Origin of the sequence: Scytonema sp. PRP1 (assembly GCF_036697665.2) — a bacterium.
Lineage (GTDB): Bacteria > Cyanobacteriota > Cyanobacteriia > Cyanobacteriales > Nostocaceae > Kalymmatonema > Kalymmatonema gypsitolerans.
Genome location: NZ_JBAHYJ020000131.1, coordinates 42,967 through 65,576, shown reverse-complemented (window position 1 = coordinate 65,576; position 22,610 = coordinate 42,967). Strand labels below are relative to the sequence as shown.

19 protein-coding genes and 1 pseudogene are annotated in these 22,610 nt (G+C 45.8%); 12 read left to right on the top strand and 8 right to left on the bottom strand.

Going from position 1 to position 22,610, the window contains the following annotated elements:
• Nucleotides 1–115: 115 nt before the first annotated feature.
• The 3 genes and pseudogenes from upp to V5G28_RS34210 form a co-directional block, all read right to left on the bottom strand.
• Nucleotides 116–751 (bottom strand): uracil phosphoribosyltransferase, encoded by a 636-nt coding sequence (upp, locus tag V5G28_RS34220; RefSeq protein WP_073628656.1) that lies wholly within the window; start codon nucleotides 749–751, stop codon nucleotides 116–118.
• A 160-nt stretch (nucleotides 752–911) separates the two neighbouring features.
• The gene (locus V5G28_RS34215; RefSeq protein WP_332989030.1) at nucleotides 912–2,171 is read right to left on the bottom strand and encodes a URC4/urg3 family protein; all 1,260 of its coding nucleotides are present in this window, start codon (nucleotides 2,169–2,171) and stop codon (nucleotides 912–914) included.
• Between the two features lie 137 nt (nucleotides 2,172–2,308).
• Nucleotides 2,309–3,566 (bottom strand): annotated as a pseudogene (locus V5G28_RS34210) (GTP cyclohydrolase II).
• A 418-nt stretch (nucleotides 3,567–3,984) separates the two neighbouring features.
• Between V5G28_RS34210 and V5G28_RS34205 the strand changes: the two are divergent.
• The 8 genes from V5G28_RS34205 (at nucleotide 3,985) to V5G28_RS34170 (ending at nucleotide 12,781) form a co-directional block, all read left to right on the top strand.
• On the top strand, nucleotides 3,985–4,455 hold the full coding sequence (locus V5G28_RS34205) for a tetratricopeptide repeat protein (protein ID WP_096563249.1): 471 nt from the start codon (nucleotides 3,985–3,987) through the stop codon (nucleotides 4,453–4,455).
• A 30-nt stretch (nucleotides 4,456–4,485) separates the two neighbouring features.
• The gene (locus V5G28_RS34200) at nucleotides 4,486–5,544 is read left to right on the top strand and encodes an ABC transporter substrate-binding protein (protein ID WP_332989027.1); all 1,059 of its coding nucleotides are present in this window, start codon (nucleotides 4,486–4,488) and stop codon (nucleotides 5,542–5,544) included.
• 49 nt (nucleotides 5,545–5,593) lie between these two features.
• The gene (locus tag V5G28_RS34195) at nucleotides 5,594–6,370 is read left to right on the top strand and encodes an ABC transporter ATP-binding protein (RefSeq protein ID WP_332989025.1); all 777 of its coding nucleotides are present in this window, start codon (nucleotides 5,594–5,596) and stop codon (nucleotides 6,368–6,370) included.
• Between the two features lie 7 nt (nucleotides 6,371–6,377).
• Nucleotides 6,378–7,205, top strand: coding sequence for an ABC transporter permease (locus tag V5G28_RS34190; protein WP_073628697.1), 828 nt, complete (start codon nucleotides 6,378–6,380; stop codon nucleotides 7,203–7,205).
• Between the two features lie 138 nt (nucleotides 7,206–7,343).
• The gene (locus tag V5G28_RS34185; RefSeq protein ID WP_332989022.1) at nucleotides 7,344–8,747 is read left to right on the top strand and encodes an FAD-binding oxidoreductase; all 1,404 of its coding nucleotides are present in this window, start codon (nucleotides 7,344–7,346) and stop codon (nucleotides 8,745–8,747) included.
• Nucleotides 8,748–8,882: 135 nt separating this feature from the next.
• Nucleotides 8,883–9,950, top strand: a complete 1,068-nt coding sequence (gene rtcA / locus V5G28_RS34180) for an RNA 3'-terminal phosphate cyclase (protein WP_332989020.1) — start codon at nucleotides 8,883–8,885, stop codon at nucleotides 9,948–9,950.
• Between the two features lie 373 nt (nucleotides 9,951–10,323).
• Nucleotides 10,324–11,550 (top strand): toll/interleukin-1 receptor domain-containing protein, encoded by a 1,227-nt coding sequence (locus V5G28_RS34175; RefSeq protein ID WP_332989018.1) that lies wholly within the window; start codon nucleotides 10,324–10,326, stop codon nucleotides 11,548–11,550.
• 82 nt (nucleotides 11,551–11,632) lie between these two features.
• A complete protein-coding gene (locus V5G28_RS34170; RefSeq protein ID WP_332989016.1) occupies nucleotides 11,633–12,781 on the top strand; it encodes a tetratricopeptide repeat protein in 1,149 nt (382 codons plus the stop codon).
• Between the two features lie 246 nt (nucleotides 12,782–13,027).
• On the opposite strand, the gene V5G28_RS34165 is transcribed toward V5G28_RS34170, so the two are convergent.
• Together V5G28_RS34165 and V5G28_RS34160 are read right to left on the bottom strand one after the other, a co-directional pair.
• Complete coding sequence (locus V5G28_RS34165) at nucleotides 13,028–14,074, bottom strand: dihydroxy-acid dehydratase domain-containing protein (RefSeq protein WP_336231532.1); 1,047 nt, start codon at nucleotides 14,072–14,074, stop codon at nucleotides 13,028–13,030.
• Nucleotides 14,071–14,871, bottom strand: a complete 801-nt coding sequence (locus V5G28_RS34160; RefSeq protein ID WP_336231531.1) for a dihydroxy-acid dehydratase domain-containing protein — start codon at nucleotides 14,869–14,871, stop codon at nucleotides 14,071–14,073. The genes V5G28_RS34165 and V5G28_RS34160 overlap by 4 nt, the downstream gene beginning before the upstream one ends.
• Nucleotides 14,872–15,333: 462 nt before the next feature.
• Here V5G28_RS34160 and V5G28_RS34155 point away from each other — a divergent pair, with 462 nt between their 5' ends.
• Nucleotides 15,334–15,483, top strand: coding sequence for a hypothetical protein (locus tag V5G28_RS34155; RefSeq protein ID WP_332989011.1), 150 nt, complete (start codon nucleotides 15,334–15,336; stop codon nucleotides 15,481–15,483).
• A gap of 150 nt (nucleotides 15,484–15,633) precedes the next feature.
• Here the strand turns inward: V5G28_RS34155 and ruvC are convergent, their stop codons facing one another.
• Nucleotides 15,634–16,125, bottom strand: a complete 492-nt coding sequence (gene ruvC, locus V5G28_RS34150; protein ID WP_332989009.1) for a crossover junction endodeoxyribonuclease RuvC — start codon at nucleotides 16,123–16,125, stop codon at nucleotides 15,634–15,636.
• Between the two features lie 176 nt (nucleotides 16,126–16,301).
• Between ruvC and V5G28_RS34145 the strand changes: the two genes are divergently transcribed.
• Together V5G28_RS34145 and tsaE are read left to right on the top strand one after the other, a co-directional pair.
• Entirely contained in the window at nucleotides 16,302–17,669 is a 1,368-nt protein-coding gene (locus V5G28_RS34145; RefSeq protein ID WP_332989007.1) for a gluconeogenesis factor YvcK family protein, read from the top strand.
• 52 nt (nucleotides 17,670–17,721) lie between these two features.
• Nucleotides 17,722–18,186 carry a tRNA (adenosine(37)-N6)-threonylcarbamoyltransferase complex ATPase subunit type 1 TsaE gene (gene tsaE / locus V5G28_RS34140; RefSeq protein ID WP_332989005.1) on the top strand — a complete coding sequence of 155 codons (465 nt, stop codon included), beginning with the start codon at nucleotides 17,722–17,724 and terminating at the stop codon, nucleotides 18,184–18,186.
• Between the two features lie 750 nt (nucleotides 18,187–18,936).
• On the opposite strand, the gene V5G28_RS34135 is transcribed toward tsaE, so the two are convergent.
• Entirely contained in the window at nucleotides 18,937–20,259 is a 1,323-nt protein-coding gene (locus V5G28_RS34135) for a dihydroorotase (RefSeq protein WP_332989003.1), read from the bottom strand.
• 261 nt (nucleotides 20,260–20,520) lie between these two features.
• On the opposite strand from V5G28_RS34135, the gene lepB reads away from it, so the two are divergent.
• Complete coding sequence (lepB, locus tag V5G28_RS34130) at nucleotides 20,521–21,168, top strand: signal peptidase I (RefSeq protein ID WP_332989001.1); 648 nt, start codon at nucleotides 20,521–20,523, stop codon at nucleotides 21,166–21,168.
• 147 nt (nucleotides 21,169–21,315) lie between these two features.
• Here lepB and V5G28_RS34125 read toward each other — a convergent pair whose 3' ends face one another.
• Nucleotides 21,316–22,572, bottom strand: coding sequence for a CCA tRNA nucleotidyltransferase (locus tag V5G28_RS34125; protein WP_332988999.1), 1,257 nt, complete (start codon nucleotides 22,570–22,572; stop codon nucleotides 21,316–21,318).
• Between the last annotated feature and the right edge of the window lie 38 nt (nucleotides 22,573–22,610).

The following is a 22,610-nucleotide window of genomic DNA, read 5'->3' as shown; positions in this document are numbered from 1 at the left end:
AATCAACCGAACCTGATATAAGAAGGAAAAAGGAAAAATATGATTTTTTACCTTCTAACTTTTACCTTTTACCTTCTTTTTTACGTAAAACTATACAATTTGAATACAAATCAGCTTATTTCGTGCCAAACAAGCGATCGCCTGCATCTCCCAATCCAGGAATAATGTAGCCGCTTTCATCCAAATAATCGTCAATAGCCGCAGTGTAAATAGGGACATCAGGGTGTACTTCGGTGAAATACTCAATACCTTCTGGTGCAGCGAGTATACAAACAAACCGAATCGACTTCGGATTAGTTGATTTCAGGCGTTCAACCGCTGCTACTGCTGAGTTGCCAGTTGCCAGCATCGGATCAACCACCAACACATCTCGCTTATCCACATCCTGAGGAACTTTGAAATAATATTCAACGGGAATTAGGGTTTTGGGGTCACGGTATAATCCAATGTGTCCCACTCTTGCTGATGGTATAAGTTCCAGCATCCCATCCAAAATTCCCTGTCCCGCCCGTTGGATAGAAACAATCACCAGCTTTTTATCTGGCGCAAGCACTGGGGCTTTCATGGGGGCTAGTGGTGTTTTAATCAATTCATGTTTTAGAGGCAAATCTCGCGTAACTTCATAAGCCAACAGCAAGCTAATCTCTTTAATTAAGACTCGAAATTTTGCCGTGGTGGTTTCGGCTTTACGCATGAGCGTCAATTTGTGTTGAATCAACGGATGCTCGATTATTATGACTTGACTGTACATAAGCTCTAAATGTTTTATTATGCAACCACAAGACGAGCGACGGGCGTGCAACTGTCCGTTCGCTTGCCAAGGACACCCAGAAAAGAGGTATCAGTCATTAGCTTTTTGGTCGGTTGCTTTTTCCAAAGCTAATGATAAAGTGACTAATGACTGCCCAGAGCTAGAATACAGTGCCGTCGCTTTCTATCTGTATGGGGGGTATACCACCCTTTCTGTGTTGAGCAGCTATTTTTCGCCCCGCTGTCCAAGTTCCACCTTGCAGGATTTTCACCAGTGGCAGTTCTTCGGCACTCATGCCCAACTTTTCGCGTACTGTGGCAGCGATGCGATCCAAGAGCATCACGGTTAGGGCACGCCACTCAACTATAACCTCTGATCCAACTGGATGAGGCTTGAGCAAAATTTCTGGGTGTTTAGGGCGCAGGAGTTCCAAGTCAAGGCATAACCCCCCATTGCGATATTCTGCTAATCCAGTGAGGGCATCCAAATCTGTTATTTCCAAACCAAGTTCCTCTACAGGCTCTAGCAGAGAATAGGTAAGCCACTGGGACAGTTTGTGAAATGGCACTAAGCCATCATCAGCAACACTTGGGTGAAACCAAACATCACCCAGATTAATCCCAGCAACCTCAATTCGTCCAGACCAAATATCACCTAGTCCTTCTAGAACTGCACCCAACACTGTGGTAGCAGCTAATCGGTTATTGCTAGATTTTTCTATTAAATATTTAACCAAATTACCCGGGCGGGGGTTTTGTTCTCCAAATAAATGAGGTGAAGAAAGTAAGGCTTGACCTAATTTTTGCAACAACTGCAACCGCCCAGCAATTCCCACCAAAGGATTCTCTGCATTCACACCAAACCCATCTGCCAGTTCTTGTTCTGTTAAGGCTTGCAATCTTTCAGCATTAACTTGCAAAGGTGCTGTTTGCTTGTCACTAGAAAAAGTTCCATCGCAAAACATCTGGAAACTGGCAACTGCCAAACCTTCAGAACGCCTAAAACTTAGCTGAGTCTCCCGTTCGCGATAATACCAACGTGAGCCCGCGCCCGCATCCAATAATACACTGATTATCGCCAAATCAAATTTGGCAACAGCTTTCTCTAAAGGCGTTAGTCCGGCTAACTGCTCATCCAACCGAGATAAACGCGCTACACCCCCAGCCTCAAAATGCCGCCAGCGGCTATGAAAAGGAATTTGCAAATCTGGGTATTGTTCCTGCATTACCTCTAATACATAATCAGCCACTTTTGGCAACCGTGTCAAATCGCAACTAAAGTGATGCGACTTACCTTCAACTGCCAACGCAAACAGTTGCCCACAACGTTCCCGGATAGCATCAGGCGATCGCAAATAAGCAACCAGCTCTTGATCATCTGTTCTTGGCGTCCTTGGCGTCTTGGCGGTTCGCATCTCCATTCTTACTGACTCCTGATATCGATACACCCCCAGGGGAGATGAGGAGGATGAGGAAGATGAGGAAGAGACTCCTAATGCGTGAATGCGTGAATTGATTTGTCTCCCTCGTCTCCCTTGTCCCCCTTATCCCCTTGAACTCAATCTACTAAAGAACGTCCCTTGACCGCAGCTAAACTGTCAGCATCCAACACCTCTCCTGTGGTGTAATAACCGGCTGCTTTCTTCGCCTCTATCTCCACCCGGGCATCTTGGGGAATCAACTCTTCTGGAATTGGTATTCGTTCGACAATCTCAATTCCCGACTGAGTAATAGCGTTGTACTTCATATTACTCATTGATACCATACGGTCAATACGGGTAATGCCCAACCAGTGCAACACATCGGGCATCAGTTCTTGGAACCAGCATATCTTCCACGCCCGCCACACACTCAGTGCGGGCAAAGTAGGAATCAGCGCGATCGCCACCCTCTTGACGCTTGCGGGCATTGTAAACCAGGAATTTCGTTACCTCTCCCAAAGCACGCCCTTCCTTACGGCAGTAGACAATGACACCTGCACCACCCTCTTGTGCCGTTTGTACGCAAACTTCTATACCATGTACTAAGTAGGGGCGACAGGTGCAAATATCTGAGCCAAACACATCAGACCCGTTACATTCATCATGTACGCGTACTGCTAAGGGTTTATCGGGGTCAGTCAGGGCTGCTATATCTCCGATAATATAGACAGTACCTCCGATTGGCGGCAAAAATACTTCCAAATCAGATCGCGTCACTAAATCTGGGAACATTCCCCCAGTTTGTTCAAATAAAGCGCGGCGTAACTCCCCTTCGGTGATTTGGAACCGTTTGGCAATTCCTGGTAAATACCAAACTGGTTCAATTGCGGCTTTAGTGACCACTAAATCGCCACCAGGTTTCATAATCTTGCCATCAACCTGCAAGCGTCCTTTTGCCACCGCTTCTTGTAATTCGGGTAAGTTGATGTGCGCGTTTGTGATGGCGATCGTAGGACGAATGTCATATCCCTGTGCGCAGTATGATGCAAAAACCTCACCAACCATCGCCCCAAACGGGTCAAGCGAGACAATTTTATCTGGCTCATACCAGCTTGGGTGTGGTCCAATGTATTCTACTGGAGATGTGTTGGTAAGATCTGCCCTGTGATCTGACTGAAGTGCTCCGCTAGCCACCGCTAATGCCCTATAAATCGCATAACCACCAGAGTGGGTGCCAATCACGTTGCGGTGTGCCTGCTTAACCAGGGTGGCAACTACTGGACCGCGTTGCATTGGATCGACTGCTCCCCATTGGATGGGAATCGGTTTAGGACCAAAGCGACTGGGATGCGAAGTGAGAACAATATGCCTGGAAACGCTTTTTTGCTTTGGCATAGTCGTTTCTTTTTCTCTTACTTTTTATCAATTCTTAGTCATTAGCGATTTCTCTACAACTACCAGCATAGTTGTGACTTGTAAAAGTATGGCATACTAATGACCCATCACTAATGACTCTAAATATCGAATCATAGAGCGATCGTATTACAGACTACAGAAGATAGTAAATTAATTGCTAATTTTTAATTTCATTGTTCGTTTGTTCTAAGCAATGAGTGCTGTCGCATTTTTTGAATTTCTAAAATTTGACTCAGCAACGCCAGTTGCCATCGGGGGAAACCTCCTGTGGGATTTCTGTGTTGCACGTATTGGGTTCTTGGTACTCAGGAATCAGAATTTTTTAGTAATTAATTAGATCATTTAGATAATAATGTGCGAAATTTGATCCAAAGTAACTATCACCGACCTTGAATTCATGGATTCTTTATTTATCGATTCCTTACTTGAAGACTTGAAAAATCCCGAGCAAACAGTCCGCGACCAAGCGACCAGGAAAATCTGGCGTATCTGGTTTCAACAAAAGGGAGTTCATGGACTCTCCATGATTGAACGCAGTCAAAAGTTAATGGATTCTGGAGAAATAGCTGAAGCCGAAGCTTTGCTGACAGAACTTATTAACGACCAACCAGATTTTGCCGAAGCTTGGAATCGCCGAGCATTTCTTTATTATACCACTGGAGAGTATTCAAAGTCTCTCATAGACTGTCGAATGGTCATCCAAATCAATCCAGTACATTTCGGCGCACTTCACGGTCTAGGCTTGTGTTATGTCGCGATGGGAGAGTACGTTGAAGCTATCAGAGCATTTCACCGTGCTTTGGAGATTCAGCCTTATTCCCAAGTCAATCAAAAATTGATTTTGGAATGCACTTTCCGATTGAACTAGCACTAGGAGCAAAGAAAGCAAAATTTTAATATGAATCCGTCACCACGCTCATCAACAGCAATTCATACCCTGAGTCGTCGCCGGTTTATCCAGTCTGGTTCAGTGTTAATTGGTAGTAGCATCATTGCTGCTTGTGCCAAGAACGACCAAGCAGAGTCTAAAAACTCTGGCTTGGATAAAGTCACCTTTGGTACCAATTGGGTAGCGCAAGCAGAACACGGGGGATTTTATCAGGCGATCGCGACTGGTATTTATAAAGACCACGGCTTGGATCTTCGCATTAAAATGGGTGGTCCCCAAGTTCCCAGTGGAACGCAGTTGTTGATGGGTGGTGCGGTAGATTTCTTTATGGGCTATGGCATTGATGCAGTCAATGCCATAGCTCAAGGAATCCCTAAAATGACTGTAGCGGCAATCTTTCAAAAAGATCCCCAGTGTCTCATTGCTCACCCTAACACAGGAGTGAAAACTCTTGCCGACCTTAAAAGTAAGCCAATTTATCTTTCTGCTGCTGCCAATGTCACCTTTTGGCCCTTTCTTAAAGCGAAGTACGGTTTTACCGACGAACAAAAGCGCCCCTATAACTTCAATCCCGGACCTTTTCTGACTGACAAAAACTCTGCCCAGCAGGGTTATGTTACCTCAGAACCTTTCGCCATTGAAAAGCAGGGTGGATTTAAGCCTCTAGTGTTTTTATTAGCAGATTTTGGTTATCCACCTTACGCAACCACAATTGAGACAAAAAAAGAACTTGTCGAGAAAAATCCAGATTTAGTGCAGCGGTTTGTCGATGCTTCAATTAAGGGATGGTACAGCTACTTAGACAATCCAACTCCTGGTAATGAACTTATTAAAAAAGATAACCCAGAAATGACAGACGAGCAGCTTGCTTATAGTATTCAAAAGCTCAAAGAATATGGTTTACTCGTTTCTGGAGCAGCAGAAAAACAAGGGATCGGGGCAATGACCGAGGAGCATTGGGATACAATGTTTCAGGACATGATCAAGGCTAAACTTTTTCAACCCAATACAAAATACAAAGAAGCATTTACTTTGCAATTTGTCAATAAGGGAGTGGTTAGTCGTTAGTGGGGAGTGGAATTTGGGTAGTAGTAAACAACTAACAACTAACAACCAGATGGCTAATTCCGCCATTACCCTTAGTCATGTTAGCAAGGTCTATGCCAATGGCACCGTTGCCTTGCAAGACCTAAATGTCGTTATCCATGAGTCACAGTTTGTCAGCTTAGTTGGTCCTTCTGGGTGTGGTAAAAGCACAGTGCTGCGCCTCATTGCCGGACTGGGACGTGTGACTTCTGGTAGTATTGACTGGGGTATCAGCCAGCAAGCACGAAAACTTGCCTTTGTCTTTCAAGACGCCGCACTTATGCCTTGGGCAAATGTTAGGGAAAATGTCCGCTTACCCTTGAAATTAACGGGAATGCCCAGGAAAGATGCAATTCCCTTGGTGCAGCAAACGCTTGCACTGGTAGGGTTAGAAGGGTTTGAAAAAAGTTATCCTCGCGAGTTATCGGGTGGGATGAAAATGCGGGTATCAATTGCTAGGGCATTAGTCACTCAGCCGAATATCCTGTTGATGGATGAACCGTTTGGGGCATTGGATGAAATTACGCGCAGCAAACTCAACCGTGACTTACTAGATTTGTGGTATCTACACCACTGGACAGTCGTTTTCGTGACACATAATATTTACGAAGCAGTGTATTTATCAAATCGGGTTCTTGTCATGGGGACAAGCCCCGGACGTATAGTAGCAGATGTCATAATTGATGCACCACACCCGCGTAGTGAGGCGTTTCGTATGTCCTCAGCATACAACGAATATTGCCACAAGGTTGCTAAACATCTAGCGTTCGCAATGGGCAATCCCAAAAATTCAATTTTGCAGTTTTGAATTGCTTATGCTGTTCATCCGTCGCCTTCAAACACAAAAGATACTTGCAAAATTTATTTCTGCTGATGTCTTGGCACCTGTGGCAATCGGCTTTTTGGCACTGGTTCTGTGGGATATCTTTGTACGGATAACAAATTTGCCTCCCTATATACTCCCCGATCCCATATTAGTATTTCAAACCCTAATTACTGATTGGAATGAGCTTTTTCCCTCGTTATTAATTACACTACAAATTACTATTTTTGCTTTCATTGCTGCTGCTATTTCTGGCTTATTGATTGCGATATTATTCGCCCAAAGCAAGTGGATTGAAAAAAGTTTATTTCCTTACGCAGTCATTTTACAAACAACACCAATTGTGGCGATCGCGCCCCTGATCATTCTTTGGCTAAAAAATAACACTTTTGCCGCCCTAGTCGTTTGTGCTTGGATAGTTGCCCTGTTTCCCATCATTTCTAACACCACACTAGGACTCAACAGCGTTGACCGCAACTTGCTTGATTTGTTTCAACTGTACAAAGCCTCCCGGTGGCAAACATTATTGTATCTCCGCTTACCCAGTGCCATGCCTTATTTTCTGGGCGGCTTAAAAATCAGTGGTGGTTTAGCATTAATTGGTGCAGTCGTTGCGGAGTTTGTTGCTGGTACTGGTGGGGCAAAAGCAGGAATTGCTTATCGCATCCTCATCTCCAGCTACAACTTACAAATTCCCCGTATGTTTGCCGCATTATTTCTCACAACAGGCTTAGGTGTTCTGATTTTTGTGAGCTTGAGTGCCTTATCTGACCTTATATTAAGTAAATGGCACGAAAGTGCAGTCAAACATGAAAATTAAAACCACAGATGAACGCCGATGAACACAGATGACTGTTATCTGTGTCCATCTGGAGGACACTGCGCCGTTGGTGGTTCCCCCCGAGTCCCGCAAGTGTCCGTTGTCCATCTGTGGTTCCATTTTTAGAAAATTCTCACTATGACTACAACACCCGTAAAATCATTTGATTTAGATGCTCTCACTGCTTCCTTAGAAGGTATTGAAATTATTACTGAGCCTACACAAGTCGCAAAATTATCCCAAGATTACCACACCTTCAGCCCAGTACTCGTACCCAAACTCGAAGGAAAAGTTGGGGATCTCGTTGTGCGTCCTGCGAACCAACAAGAAGTGTTAAAAGTAGCAGCAGCTTGCGTGAAACACAGAGTACCCGTCACAGTGCGCGGTGCAGGAACGGGAAATTACGGGCAATGCGTACCGTTACATGGAGGCGTCATTATAGATATGACGCGAATGCAAGAAATACCCTGGGTGAAACCAGGAGTCGCGCGGGTTGAAGCTGGGGTAAAGTTGGCGGCGTTGGATAAAAAAGCACGAGAAATAGGTTGGGAAATGCGGATGGCACCCTCAACTTACCGCACAGCAACGATTGCCGGATTTGTAGCAGGTGGTAGCGGTGGAATAGGGTCGATACAATATGGTTTGTTAGGCGATCGCGGCAATCTTCTGGCTTTACAAGTCGTGACGATGGAAGATGAACCGCGTGTCATTGAACTACGCGGCGACGACGTGCAAAAAGTCAACCATGCCTGGGGCATCAATGGTATTATCACTGAAGTCGAAATCCCATTGGGACCCGCTTACCCTTGGGCAGAAGTGATTGTTACCTTCCCAGAATTTATGGCGGCGGCAAGCTTTGGTCAAGCTTTAGCCAATGCCGATGGGATGATTAAGAAAGAGATTAGCATTTTTGCATCCCCAATTCCACAGTATTTTGCACCTCTGCGAGAGTATATTCCTGATGGAACTCACGCCGCTTTACTGATGCTTGCCGAACCAAGTTTAGAATTATTGCCAGGGTTAGTACAGCAATATGGCGGTAAGATTACATATCAAAAACCAGCTATTGATGCAGCAAGAGGGACGCATTTAGGGGAATTTACCTGGAACCACACCACGTTACACGCCCGGACTGTAGATACTTCAATCACCTACTTGCAAAGTATATTCCCTGCCAATGTAGAGACGAAACCTGGCGCGTCTTTACAACTGGTAGAGCAACTGTATCACCACTTTGGGGATGAGGTGATGATGCATTTGGAATTTATTCGAGTCAACGGTGCGATCGCTCCTGCAGCTTTGCAACTTGTGCGCTACTCTACAGAAGAACGCCTCAATGAAATTATCCGCTATCACGAAGAGCGCGGTGTGTTTATTGCCAATCCCCACACATATATTATTGAAGACGGTGGGAGAAAAGTGATTGATCCCGAGCAATTGAAGTTTAAGGAAATGGTTGACCCCTATGGGTTAATGAATCCTGGCAAGAGCAAGGTACTGGAATTTAAAATATCCCCTACGGGTACGCGAAGCGAAGCGTGAAACTCCTCCGCAGCAGGTACACAATTAACAAACCACAGATAAACACCGATGAAGATTTATCTGTGTCCATCTGTGGTTTGATTCAAAAATCGTGGGGACAATCCAAAATTTAAAATACAAAATCTCAAATTGTCCATGATTCACATTGACGGTTCCTACGGAGAAGGAGGCGGGCAAATTCTCCGTACCTCCCTAAGTCTAGCTGCTATTACTGGTCACCCAATACGGATCGGGAACATCCGCGCCGGACGCCCAAAACCTGGACTAGCAGCACAACACTTGACAGCGGTTCGCGCCACCGCAGCAATTTGTAACGCCAAAGTGCAAGGGGATGCTTTGGGTTCAACGGCGCTGGAGTTTATTCCTGGTAGTGCTGTACAAGCGGGAAATTATACCTTTGATGTCAGCGAAGCGCGGGAAGGCGGTTCTGCTGGTGCTGTGGGTTTAGTGTTGCAGACTGTTCTCTTGCCTTTGGTACTCGCAACAGGATGTAGAGACGTTGCATGCAACGTCTCTACAGTGACGCTGCGGGGCGGAACTCACGTCACCCACAGCCCTTCCATAACTTACATTCAAGAAGTTTATTTACCAACTGTGCAACGCATGGGTGTGCAAGTTGAGGTGGAACTGAAGGCTTGGGGGTGGTATCCCCAAGGTGGTGGAGAAGTGCAGTTGTTAATAAGTGGTGGTAGCATTAGCGGGATCAACTTGGTGGAACGCGGCGACTTGCAACAGGTGCGGGGGTTAGCAGTCGTCACGGAATTACCTTCTCACATTCCCCAGAGGATGGCGAGTCGTGCTGAGAATGTGTTGCGTGAAGCCCAATTGAAACCATCTGTGCAGCCATTGCGAGCAAAAGGTGTGGCACCAGGGGCGGGTTTGTTTCTCACTGCTGAGTACGAGAATAGCTTAGCTGGGTTTGGTGCGTTAGGGCGCATTGGTTTGCCAGCAGACAAAGTAGCAGATATGGCTTGCGAGGAACTGTTGAAGTTTCATCAAACAGGCGCACCCGTAGATGAACATTTGGCGGATCAGTTATTATTGCCAGCGGCTTTGGCATCAACGAGGAGTGAGTACCGAGTGCCTGAGGTGAGTACGCACTTGACGACGAATGCTTGGGTGATTGAGCAATTTGGGTTGGCGCGGGTTAAGGTGGATGAGGTTGAGAAGAGGGTAGTGGTGGAACCTTTAGGGAACAGTTGACGGTGATGGGTGAGCCAAGGCTGTTTTATTTGACAAATATTTTACAGTAGCAGCTTATGTCACTCACTTACAGCGCTTTTCAAGTAAATAAACCACGCTTTAGGGGCTGTTCTGTGCCGTGCCCCTACAAAAATCTGTGGTTCAATTAACTGAAAATAGCTGTAAAGAAAATTGACTTGAGAAGATCAAATGGAAAGTTTTTGAGTTGCTGTTCCTCTGGAATTTGCGGCTTGCTGTATGTAATTATATGTAATATCCAGGATTTAGATTTCTCCGTGGCTTTGAGTGACTTGATATCTACCAAGTCAGATCGACACAAGAAAAATTAACTGAAAATTTCAGTGCTAAATCGTATCTACGATAAAGTCTTTAGATGAATAGTGGAACTCCAGTCAACACAATCTTGATTTTGGCAGCGAATCCGAAAGGTACAAGCAGACTGCGTTTAGACGAAGAGTTGCGCGAAATAAAGAATGGATTAAGACAATCAAAAGGACGCGACCAATTTAAAATTGAATTGGCAGCAGCAGTGCGCTACAGAGATATTCATCGAGAAATCATGTACTTCCAGCCACAGATTGTCCATTTTTCAGGACATGGATCTGGACAAAAGGGTTTGGTATTTGAGGATGAAATAGGGCAAGAAAAGTTAGTAGATGCAGAGGCGCTAGCTGGATTGTTTGAGTTGTTTGCAGAACACGTAAAGTGTGTATTACTCAATGCTTGTTTTTCGGAGATTCAAGCGAAGGCGATCGCGCAACATATTGATTACGTCATTGGCATGAGCAAAGAAATAGGCGATAAGGCGGCAATTGAATTTGCCGTTGGTTTTTACGATGCTTTGGGAGCGGGAAAATCTGTTGAATATGCCCATAAACTAGGCTGTAGAGTCATCCGAGCCGCAGGTATTCCAGAGTCTTTAACTCCAAAACTGCTGAGCAAAAACCAGTTGTGGACGGAAAACGCAAATACAACTCCTCCATTTTTTGCCGATAGTGTTGCCGAGCCGCAATTTACTAGTAGTACATCTAATATAAAGCAGGAAACCCAAACTCAAGTAAACTACACGCAGCCGCAAGATTTACTAGCATCTGAGAACTGGAAACAAGCAAATGTAGAGAAGATGGAAGTTTTCTTATCTTACTCTTCAAATGATGAACCACTGCGAAAGGAACTAGAAAAGTCTTTAAGTATTTTGGAGTCACAAAGTATTATTAAAATTTGGTATGAAAGTAAAATTGCACCAGGAAAAAATAAGAAGATTGAGATTGATCAGCATCTGAACTCAGCCCCTATAATTCTCCTACTTATTAGTCGGAATTTTCTTTCTTCGGTTTACCACCTTAACTATGAGGTTAAGCGAGCAATGGAAAGACGAGAAGACGAAGGAACTCTGGTTATTCCTGTACTCCTCAGTTCAATTGCCGGCTGGCAAAGCTTTAAAATTGGTGGGTTTCAGCTTGGTGATCTCCAGCCTTTACCTAAGAATGGCAAGTTTGTAACTGATAGAAGATATTGGAAAAGCCAAAATGAAGCTTTCGTTACCATTGCTGAAGAATTTGCAGAAGAAATTGGCAAACTATCGGGCGAATTACCTTAAATGCAAATTTAGAAATTTTGACCATTAAAGCAGTTAAGACTAATAACTTATTCAGAGATGCAGTTTAAGTAAATTGTCATTTATGTCTTTCTTTTCGATATTTACCAGAACTTTGAAAATTTCTGTTTACTACTCCTACAAAGATGAAAGACTGCGGGAAAAACTAGACACACACCTTAGTAGTTTGAAACAACAGAAGGGAGTGGAGATAGATTGGTATAAATGTCAATCAGTAGCAGGAAGAAACTCGAAGCAGGAAAATTACCGATACCTGAATACATCTCATGTGATTGTTCTGCTAGTTAGTCCAGATTTTATGGATTTGGATGATGGCTGGGAAATTGGAAGGCGGGCTATGAAACTGTACAATGCTGAAAAAGCCCGTGTTGTCCCTGTTAAACTCCGCCAAATTGATCACTGGGAGGCTACACCGTTCAAAGACCTACAGTATTTACCAAGCAATGGTGAACCTGTAACTAATCGCAGAGTTTGGAGAAATCAGGATGAAGCATTTCTAAATATTGCTCAAGGTATTAGAGAAGTAGTTGAGGAGGAACAAGAGCAAAGGCATAGACAGTTTAATATAGCAGAACAAGCTGCAATTTTTGCACCTATTAACAGTTTAATTTATCACCAATTCTTTCAGAGAATTCTTCGATTTCCAAACATATCCACTCGCTCAGTTCCTATTGCGGCTGGTGTTTTGGCAGTTACTGCATTGGGATTTTATAACTTTTCCGCAAAAAATCCGGCAGAAAGCTTCTTTAATCAGGGAGAGCAAAAAAGTGAAAAAAGCTACTCTCAACAAAATCAGGCAAAAAACTTCTTTAATCAGGGAAAGAAAAAAAGCGGAAACGGGCAATATCTAGGAGCAGTTAAAGACTACAATCAAGCTATTCAAATTGATCCAAACTATACTGATGCATACATAGGACGTGGTGATGCCCACTATTTCCTAAAAGATTATGAGGCAGCAATCGAAGATTATACACAAGTTATTCGTCTCGTTCCTGACTTGGCTGATGCCTACATGATTCGCGCTATTGCTCGCTGCGAGTTAAGAGACAAGCAAGGAGCAATTAAAGATAATTGGGAGGCAGCTGCTCTCTATGCAAAACAAGGAGCAACAGCAAAACATAACAAGGCTCTCAAAAGGCTCAAATGCATCGAGGCAGTCAGTCATGCTCCTTCAATTAAACTCAATAAACAATACAGTTCTTTATTAAACTAGAAGTCGTGAGGGCAAATTGTAAAATAGCCTTGCGCTTTGAGTAAAATCATCAGAGTAAAATCATCAGATGTAGAACTTACGCATTGACAGGAAAGACAATAAGTGCATAAGAAGAAAGTAGAAAAAACAAGCGATGGCTGCGCCAACGTCTTCTCTTCAAGACGCTAGGAGGGTGGGGAGGCAAGGATAGGCTTTCCCACCTTACCATTAACCTGTTTTTGCGACACAACCCCTGTTTTTGTGTCTCTACTCGAGCACTTCCAGGTTTCGTACCGCGCCTTGATCCGCGCTAGTTGCCAGCAGTGCATAAGCCTTGAGCGCCGCTGTCACCCGACGCTGCCGGGGCTGCGCAGGCTTCCAGGCATCTTTGCCCTTCGCTTCCATGGCAACACGACGGTTGGCTAATTCCTCCGCCGATAGCTCCACATTGATGCTGCGATTGGGGATGTCGATCCGGATGCGATCGCCGTCCTTGACCAGAGCAATGTTGCCGCCCGCCGCCGCCTCCGGAGAGGCATGACCAATCGAGAGTCCCGAAGTCCCGCCTGAGAAGCGACCGTCGGTCAATAATGCACAAACCTTGCCCAGACCCTTGGATTTAAGGTAACTGGTCGGATAGAGCATTTCCTGCATGCCAGGTCCACCGCGCGGACCTTCATAGCGAATGATCACCACGTCGCCCGCTTCCACTTCATCGCTGAGAATTCCTTTGACAGCGGCATCCTGACTTTCATAAATGCGCGCCTTGCCTTCAAACACATGAATGCTTTCGTCTACGCCTGCCGTCTTAACAATACAACCGCGCTCAGCCAAGTTGCCGTATAGCACAGCCAGTCCGCCCTCGGTGCTGTAGGCGTTTTCGATGCTGCGGATACAGCCGTTTTCCCGATCCAGGTCCAGTGAGGGCCAACGGGTCGATTGACTGAACGCTTGCTGAGTTGGAATACCCGCAGGGCCAGCCTTAAAGAAGGTATGGACGGCTTCGTCATCGGTACGCATGACATCCCAGCGATCGAGCGCTTCTTTCAGCGTCTTACTGTGAACCGTCGGCAAGTCCGTGTGGAGCAGACCAGCCCGATCGAGCTCGCCGAGAATGCTGGGGATGCCGCCAGCCCGGTGGACATCCTCGATATGATACTTGGGTGTGTTCGGTGCCACCTTGCAGAGTTGTGGAACTTGGCGCGAGAGGCGATCGATGTCGGTCAAGGTGAAATCAACATCGGCTTCATGGGCGGCGGCCAGCAAGTGCAGAATAGTGTTGGTGGATCCGCCCATGGCGATGTCCAGCATCATGGCATTCTCGAACGCTTTGAAACTAGCAACAGAGCGGGGCAGTACCGATTCATCGTCCTGCTGTAGTAGCGGCGGGTAATGCTGACGATGGTGCGCGCGGCGTTGAGGAACAAATCCTTCCGGTCGAAATGGGTTGCGAGCACGGTGCCGTTGCCTGGTAAGGCGAGGCCGATGGCTTCGGTGAGACAGTTCATGGAGTTGGCGGTGAACATGCCCGAGCAGGAACCACAGGTTGGGCAGGCGGAACGCTCATACTCTTCGACAACCTCGTCGCTGATACTGTCGTTCGCGGCAGCCACCATGGCGTCCACCAAGTCCAGTTTGTGGTCCGAGAGCTTCGTCTTGCCAGCTTCCATGGGACCGCCGGAGACGAATACGGCGGGAATGTTGAGACGCAGGGCTGCCATCAACATACCGGGGGTGATCTTGTCACAGTTGGAAATGCAGACCAGGGCGTCGGCACAATGGGCGTTGACCATGTACTCGACCGAATCAGCGATGATCTCGCGCGAGGGCAGACTGTAGAGCATCCCGTCATGACCCATGGCGATGCCATCGTCCACGGCGATGGTGTTGAATTCCTTGGCAACCCCACCCGCGGCTTCAATTTCACGGCACACCAATTGACCCAGATCCTTCAGGTGAACGTGACCGGGTACGAATTGGGTAAAGGAGTTGGCGATCGCAATGATGGGCTTCTCGAAATCCGCGGTCTGCATTCCGGTGGCGCGCCAGAGCGCGCGGGCACCGGCCATATTGCGTCCTTGGGTCGAGGTTTTGGATCGATAGGTCGGCATGACGCATCCTATTCGTCTAAGGGTTCTTAATAGTCTAGACTTTATTGTGTTCCCCAAAGTAGTAGGTTGTGTCGCCAAAACTTCTCAGTGACCGAAATTAATGGGATACAAGCCCCGTCCTTCGTTTGACGGCTTTGTGGTAAAATACACTTGGAGTTAACAATCCCCCTCTAGGCTCAAGACGCGTTGAAACAGCTACGATGAGAGCAGGCGTAGAGAAAAACCAACGGGCAATGGTAGTAAACATAAATCCACCCCAGAGGAAAAAGTCACGCATTCAATGGTTTGTAGTCGGTTAGTCGCGTCCGGGCATTCCGAGACTTAAAACGGACGTGGAGAGAGTGTAAGACCTGGTTCCAGGCTGTTCTCATTGAAGCGTCAACCCCATTCAGCGATCAGTTTTCCTGCTTGTAGTATGTTGCTGACGTGGTGAGGAATCACCGCACTTTTAGGGCGGTGAGGATGTCAAAAACGCTCTGTGTCAATCTCGTTGCCTTAAGCGATAAGTCCAAAGATTTGTTCGATATTCATTATCGATGCTCTTGTTGCACGTTAGCACAAGAAAAGCGCTTCGGGCACGGAGATGGCGTTATCCGTCCTGCCATACAGTAAACGACAGAGACGAGAACGCAGCGCGCGAATATTTGTGCAGTTGGGGCAACAAAAACGCTTTCTTTAGGTGATGTTAGACAGTTAAGAGCTGCAATCACTGCTTGAGCCTAGAATCCCCATGCCTTCAGGCGCTCGGAGTATGTCAAAAACCTAAATCTGAAACCACGCTGTCAACGCCACCGCCAATGCATCCGCCGCGTCATCTGGCTTAGGTATGGTATCCAAATTCAATTCCCGCGCCACTGCTTGCTGGACTTCCTGTTTGTCAGCATTACCATATCCCGTTAACGCTTGTTTAATTTGGGCAGGGGTAAATTCTACAGTCGGTAAGTTATGCTGCCCCAATACCAACATGACGACTCCCCGAGCTTGAGCCACGAGGATAATATTTGACATACGATAGAAGAAGAGTTTTTCAATTGCTACCAACTCAGGTTGAAACTCTTTGATCAGGGTGTGCAAATCGTCGTATAAGGTACACAGCCGCTGTCCAATTTCCGTGCCAGCCGGCGTATTGATGACACCAAAATCTAGTAGGTTTACTGAATCATGTTGCACGCTGTTTTGATTTTTTTGGCATATGATCGCCCCAAATCCTAAAATTGCCAGTCCTGGATCTATTCCTAAAATTCGCTGTTCCATTGATTTTTTGTTTGTGTTGACCAAAAGGCGTAATCACTCGGCATACTGGCAACTTAGACTACGCACTTTTGGTCTAATGAGATTGAAAAATGTAATAATTCCACACTTCTTGGGTTTAAACCAGGTAGTGTACATTTTCTGTTAATCATTGTTAGTAGCACTGCTCTGGATCAGGTATGTCAATCGGTTTTCTCAGACAAGCCCTCAACGCCTTGCAAAAGCAGTCACGTCGTCGCACTTCCCATCGAGTTAACCAGTGGTTCAAGTGGTTATCTCCTGGGCTATCGGTGAAACGATGGTTGCTAATTAGTGTTGGAGGTGTAATTTTAGCAAGTCTGGGATTTGCTATCTGGATTAGGCTAACGCCAATTTTTTGGGCAATTAAGTTTTTGAGGGGCATTCTGGGATTCATCACAGACATTGTACCGTACTACATCAGCGGACCTTTGGTGGTACTGGGCGGCTTGCTGTTGCTTTTATGGGGACAAACTCGGACAGTCAGTTCAATTACTCAGGTACTGCGATCAGAAGGCGATGAGGAACTTATTGATGTCCTCATGGCGCATCGCCGATTGCACCGGGGACCAAAAATTGTCGCAATTGGTGGTGGTACGGGACTTTCCACATTGCTTAGAGGCTTGAAAGTTTATAGCGCCAATATTACCGCCATTGTCACTGTAGCTGACGATGGCGGTTCTTCAGGGCGGTTACGCCAGGAATTTGGCGTCCTCCCACCTGGAGATATTCGCAATTGTTTGGCTGCACTGGCTGATGAAGAAAAGCTATTGACAGAACTGTTCCAGTACCGCTTTAAGGCTGGAGAGGGGTTGCTAGGTCATAGTTTTGGCAATTTGTTTTTGACGGCGATGAGTGATATTACTGGCGATTTGGAAAGAGGTGTCGCCGCCAGTTCCAAAGTCCTAGCCATCCGGGGACAAGTTCTGCCAGCAACTCTCAGCGATGTGCGCCTTTGGGCTGAGTTATCCGATGGTCGCCGCATACAAGGAGAATCTAAAATTACCGAAGCCGGTGGTAGTATTGTCAAGATTGGCTGCATTCCGGAAAATCCTCCCGGCTTGCCAGCCGCCATTAAGGCAATTAAAGAAGCCGATTACATCATCATGGGTCCTGGCAGCCTTTATACCAGTGTCATTCCTAATTTGCTGGTACCAGAAATTGCTGATGCGATCGCCGCCTCGGAAGCACCGCGTATCTACGTATGCAACATCATGACACAGCCTGGAGAAACTCAGGGATACACCGTTGCTGACCACATCCGGGCGATTGATCTTGCTTGCGGCAGACCCCTATTTAATGCTGTACTGGTACATAAAAAATCTCCTAGTCCCCGCGCACTTATCCGCTACGCCCAACAACAATCGCATCCTGTTTTCCTGGATCGAGAAGCCATAGCCCAGTTGGGGCGGCGGATTGTTCTCGCTAATGTCATGCATGAAGATGAAACAGGCTGCGTGCGTCACAACCCCCAACGACTGGCGCGAGTGTTGTGGCGGTGGTATAGTGGAGCTCATCATGGAAAGTGAGGATATACAGAACAAGCAGAAAACTCTTGACTATTGCCTAATAATATGAGTAATGAGCAAAATTTTTTTGGCAGATGCAGCCGCGACGCAAAAGCTTGGAATTACTCTGGGTCAATCGCTGAATGCTGGCAATGTTATTTTACTTCAAGGTGATTTAGGTGCTGGCAAAACGACTTTGGTGCAAGCTATAGGGGAAGGTTTAGGTATCACCGATCCAATTGTTAGCCCAACTTTCACCCTTATTAACGAGTACATGGAAGGACGCCTTCCCCTTTACCACCTCGATTTATATCGTTTGGAACCAAAACAAGTCGCCGCCTTAAACCTAGAAACCTACTGGGAAGGTGTTGAGATCACACCAGGAATTGTGGCAATTGAGTGGGCAGAACGTATGCCCTACAAACCAGATAGTTATCTTGATGTGCGCTTGACTTATGCAGATGAAGGCACTCGTCAAGCTGAAATTACGCCGCATAATTGCACCATAAGCGAAGAAATAGCCTCGATACAAATGTAATTCGTTCCCTAGCGTGGGGCGCACGGTAACAGGTTTGGTAATAAAGCAAAATGCTTGTTGTCGAGAACTATCGCCAACTACAGCATGGTGATACCAATTGAAACATGATTGCGGCTTTCGGAAGCGCTAAAAGCAATTACCAAAAACTGTTTATCTTCTCCTGTTACCAGACGCTGCGCACCGAGAGGGCACGTCCTTTAGGACTTACGAGATGCTACTTTGTGAACACAATCCAAAATCTAAAATCCAAAATCGTATAAGTGGATTCAAGCAGCCAAGAATCCGAATGTGTTAGCCGTGGGAGTGTCAAATCTACCACTACCACGCTCATCACTTAGATTAACTAAGATTGTCATCTTAATTACCAAACCTCACTGGCAAAATTTTTTAACAGGAGATAATTCCAGCATTGATATTTGCTAGCTCCCTTACCTATGTAAGCAAATATATACGTAGATTTACTAAGCACTTTATGAAGTTTGTATAAAATAAAAACGTATTGAGTAAAGAAACCTCTACTCAATACGTTCAAAAGCTGACACTTGTGGCTGCAAAGGCTTACTCAGTGGCGTTTCCCCAAGATGAATCACCCAGCGCAATTTTTAACTGAATTCCGCGAAATTGCTGATCCCTGTTAAGGACTTGCCAATAAAAAAGTATCCAGCTACCTCTTGTGGAGGCAGACATCTTGCCTGCCTCTCGTCCCGATTCTGGATTGTTGACTGCACCAAGCGAAGCCCAGTGGCTTGACTAATGACTAAAAGTTAAAGCTTGGCCCCGGACGTGTGTATGTACTTTTCCTTTTTCATACACAATCTGACCACCTACTATAGTGATCACAGGCCATCCAGTGAGGTTCCAACCTTCAAAAGGACTCCAACGACACTTAGTCAACAATTCCTCGCGTAACACAGGGCGATAGGTATTCAAATCAACAAGCACTAAATCGGCATCATAACCAGGAGCGATCGCCCCCTTATTTGGGATACCATATGCTTGAGCTACGGCTTGTGACATCCAATGAGTCACTTGAGCAACACTACATTTTCCCTGCATTGCAGCTGTTAACATCAAAGGCAGCGAAGTTTCTACACCAGGCATCCCAGAAGGAGTGTTTGGGTACTCTTGAGCTTTTTCTTCCAAAGTGTGCGGCGCGTGATCTGTGGCGATGAAGTCAATCACGCCATCACGCAAAGCTTGCCACAAAACTTCGTTATCGTGGGGCGATCGCAATGGTGGATTCATCTGCGCTAAAGTGCCAATCTTCTCATACGCGCTGGTATTAAGAAGTAAATGCTGAGGCGTCACCTCTGCTGTCACCCAACTTGGTTTATCCTGACGCAGTAAGTCTGCTTCTTCTGCCGTTGACATATGCAGAATATGCAAACGACGTTGGTATTTTTTAGAAAGTCTTAATGCCTGTTGAGTTGCCAGAAGCGCTGCTTGATTATCTTGAATTTGGGAATGAACTGCAGGATCATGAATTCCAGCGAATTCCTTGCGGCGTTCATTAATTCTCGTTTGGTCTTCAGCGTGAACGGCAATCAAACGCTCGCCTTTAGAAAATATAGCTTCTAGTGCAGCGTCTTGGTCAACCAGCAACTGTCCATGCATTGAACCCATGAAAATTTTGATCCCACAAGTTGGCTTTGCCTGAAGTAAATCAGGCAAATTTTCTGCCGTTGCCCCGATAAAAAAGCCATAATTCACCAAGCTCTTTTGTGATGCTCGTTGTAGCTTGTCATCAAGAGCTTGCTGGGTTGTGGTTGTAGGTCGCGTATTGGGCATTTCCAAAAATGAGGTGACTCCCCCTTTGGCACAAGCGCAACTAGCGGTAAATAAATCTTCCTTGTGTTCCAGTCCTGGTTCCCGGAAGTGGACTTGTGGATCAATTACGCCTGGCAACAAAGTTAACCCTTGTGCGTCAATTTCTTTGGTAGGCGTTGCAGCGGAAATTTCTGGTGCAACTTGAACTATCGTGCGATCGCGCGTCAGCACATCCCCAAGGAGTGATTCACCATTGGGTAGAATTATGCGAGCGCGACGAATCAGCAAACTCGTAGGAGATGACATGCGGTCAACTGCGTTAAAACAATAGCTGAGCGTAACACATAATTATCCTTATAGGTTAAACTTAGTTGAACTCTTCAAAGGAGCCTTTGTGTTGTTTGTTACAAGAAAGTTTATTCTTCTTAACTAACCGAGAACCCTGTCAAGATGGCTACACAACCTCAACAGCTTGATTGTAAAGTTAAGAAAGTTAAGATAAAAATACAGCATCCCTGCTTGGGCAAGTGAATCACCTGCTTCTATTGCCATTACTTTTGTAATTTCATGCAAAATCAAGTGTCTGATAACAACTCTCCCCACCCACAACCCAGTAATTCTTCTTGGCTTGCAGAACTCAGTAGGACGGTTGTATTAAGCATCGTCCTAGCCCTAGGAATTCGCACCTTTGTTGCTGAAGCGCGTTGGATTCCCTCTGGTTCGATGGAACCAACCCTACACGGTACTCCAAACCAATGGGAGGCAGACAAGATTATTGTCGATAAATTAAGTTATAAATTTTCTAACCCGCAGCGAGGCGATATTGTAGTTTTTTCACCTACGGAAGAGTTACAAAAAGAACAATATCAAGATGCTTTTATTAAGCGTGTGATTGCCTTACCAGGAGAAAAGGTAGAACTGAGGAATGGCAAAGTTTATATCGATAACAAAGCCTTGCCAGAAAACAAGTACCTAGCAACTGGGCAGCGTACAGCTATTGATGTTTGCACATCAGGTCAGCAACCACCTTTCCTATCGCAACCGGTCACCATACCAGCTAATTCATACTTAGTATTAGGAGATAACCGTAACAGTAGCTATGATAGCCGCTGCTGGGGTGTTGTTCCCCGCGAGAACGTTATCGGACGTGCTGTCATTCGCTTTTGGCCTCTTAATCACGTTGGAGGAATAGATAAATCACCGCTGTATCGGTAGTTCACGGGGACTGGGGATCAGGGACGCTTGGATTGGGGACTGGGAGGAATTGAGAACGGGGATTGCAACAGTCCGCGCTATTCCATGGATTCGGGACTGGGCAATACTCGCACCTTACCCTAATCTCTAATCCCTAATCTCTAATCCCTAATCTCTAATCCCTAACAAACCAGCTGCAAACTCTATCGCTTGTTCTTGTGTGGAAACCTTCCCCTCAATCTGCGCCACGGTAATTTCTTTAAGGAGTTGACCGACTAGTGGCGAAGCAGGAATGTTCAGTGCTAACATAAGAGCTTCCCCACTAAGTAATGCTGTGGGATGAGCAACCAGATCATCAGGGTTAAGGTAGCGGGTAATTAAGGGTGCGTACATATCTAGAGGCTTGTCGTCAGATCTTGCCTCTACTGATATGGTGTGTGCGACTGCTAAAGTGGCGATCGCTGGAAAGACAAATCCCGCTTCTTGAAATAAAAAATATTGTTCTCGCAAAGACATCAGGGGTGTTTTCAGTTGCGGTAACAACCTTAAAACGGTAGTTACCGCTTTTATTTCTGCACGGCTATAGGTGAGTTCCATCAACTCTATTTGGGCTGTTTCTGGTTCCGGGTTGACTAGAGTTGCAAGTTTAGCTATTGCCAACCAAGTGGTTTTGACGGTATCGCGTACATATTGGGCAAGTTCCACCCCAAATTGCTGCCAAATTTCGGTGAGTTGAGAAGCAGAAGAGTCAACCACCGCCAGTAAACTCACACTTTCTTTTGTGGCGTATTTAAAGAAAGGAGTGATTAAACCATCTTCCCAAGCACTTGCAATCCAGGAACTCCCTTGAGCATTTGCCAGCATATACCCTAATTCTACCCGCACTCTTTCAGGGGCAACTTTTGTGATGTGTGATGCTAAAGAGCGAATTGCTGCCTGAGTCTCTGGCTCAATTGTAAAACCGAGTTGTGCAGCTTGGCGATATGCCCGCATTAACCGCAAGGGGTCGTCTTCCAAGTTAGCAGGTGATATCATTCGCAAAAGACGCTGTTGCAGATCAATAGAGCCTTGCAAGGGATCAATAATTTCTTGAGTGTGGGGATTGTATGCTATGGCATTTACTGTGAAATCCCGCCTATGCAAGTCTGTTTCTAAGCTATTGGCTTCAGCTTGTGCAAAATCTGCTGTAGCGTGGGGAAACACAACACGAGCAATTTGTCGTTGTGGATCTAATAACACAAAACCAGCTTTGTAATGTGTCGCTATTTTGCGGGCTACCTTCACCGCATCAGATGGTAGAACAAAATCCAGATCCAGGTACTCGCGAGTCTTTCCTAAAATCGCATCCCGCACAGCACCACCCACCATGTAAGCGGGTTGTGGCAATAATTCCAAACTAAAAGGCCAATTTTCTGGCGAAAACATAAAACTGAACAGTCCATCGTAATAAAAATAAACCCAGC

Bases quoted from the DNA above. Each gene is read 5' to 3' on its own strand.
- upp (WP_073628656.1), bottom strand. From the start codon at position 751: ATGTACAGTCAAGTCATAATAATCGAGCATCCGTTGATTCAACACAAA.
- V5G28_RS34215 (WP_332989030.1), bottom strand. From the start codon at position 2,171: ATGGAGATGCGAACCGCCAAGACGCCAAGGACGCCAAGAACAGATGAT.
- V5G28_RS34205 (WP_096563249.1), top strand. From the start codon at position 3,985: ATGGATTCTTTATTTATCGATTCCTTACTTGAAGACTTGAAAAATCCC.
- V5G28_RS34200 (WP_332989027.1), top strand. From the start codon at position 4,486: ATGAATCCGTCACCACGCTCATCAACAGCAATTCATACCCTGAGTCGT.
- V5G28_RS34195 (WP_332989025.1), top strand. From the start codon at position 5,594: ATGGCTAATTCCGCCATTACCCTTAGTCATGTTAGCAAGGTCTATGCC.
- V5G28_RS34190 (WP_073628697.1), top strand. From the start codon at position 6,378: ATGCTGTTCATCCGTCGCCTTCAAACACAAAAGATACTTGCAAAATTT.
- V5G28_RS34185 (WP_332989022.1), top strand. From the start codon at position 7,344: ATGACTACAACACCCGTAAAATCATTTGATTTAGATGCTCTCACTGCT.
- rtcA (WP_332989020.1), top strand. From the start codon at position 8,883: ATGATTCACATTGACGGTTCCTACGGAGAAGGAGGCGGGCAAATTCTC.
- V5G28_RS34175 (WP_332989018.1), top strand. From the start codon at position 10,324: ATGAATAGTGGAACTCCAGTCAACACAATCTTGATTTTGGCAGCGAAT.
- V5G28_RS34170 (WP_332989016.1), top strand. From the start codon at position 11,633: ATGTCTTTCTTTTCGATATTTACCAGAACTTTGAAAATTTCTGTTTAC.
- V5G28_RS34165 (WP_336231532.1), bottom strand. From the start codon at position 14,074: ATGATGCTGGACATCGCCATGGGCGGATCCACCAACACTATTCTGCAC.
- V5G28_RS34160 (WP_336231531.1), bottom strand. From the start codon at position 14,871: ATGCCGACCTATCGATCCAAAACCTCGACCCAAGGACGCAATATGGCC.
- V5G28_RS34155 (WP_332989011.1), top strand. From the start codon at position 15,334: ATGTCAAAAACGCTCTGTGTCAATCTCGTTGCCTTAAGCGATAAGTCC.
- ruvC (WP_332989009.1), bottom strand. From the start codon at position 16,125: ATGGAACAGCGAATTTTAGGAATAGATCCAGGACTGGCAATTTTAGGA.
- V5G28_RS34145 (WP_332989007.1), top strand. From the start codon at position 16,302: ATGTCAATCGGTTTTCTCAGACAAGCCCTCAACGCCTTGCAAAAGCAG.
- tsaE (WP_332989005.1), top strand. From the start codon at position 17,722: ATGAGCAAAATTTTTTTGGCAGATGCAGCCGCGACGCAAAAGCTTGGA.
- V5G28_RS34135 (WP_332989003.1), bottom strand. From the start codon at position 20,259: ATGTCATCTCCTACGAGTTTGCTGATTCGTCGCGCTCGCATAATTCTA.
- lepB (WP_332989001.1), top strand. From the start codon at position 20,521: ATGCAAAATCAAGTGTCTGATAACAACTCTCCCCACCCACAACCCAGT.
- V5G28_RS34125 (WP_332988999.1), bottom strand. From the start codon at position 22,572: ATGTTTTCGCCAGAAAATTGGCCTTTTAGTTTGGAATTATTGCCACAA.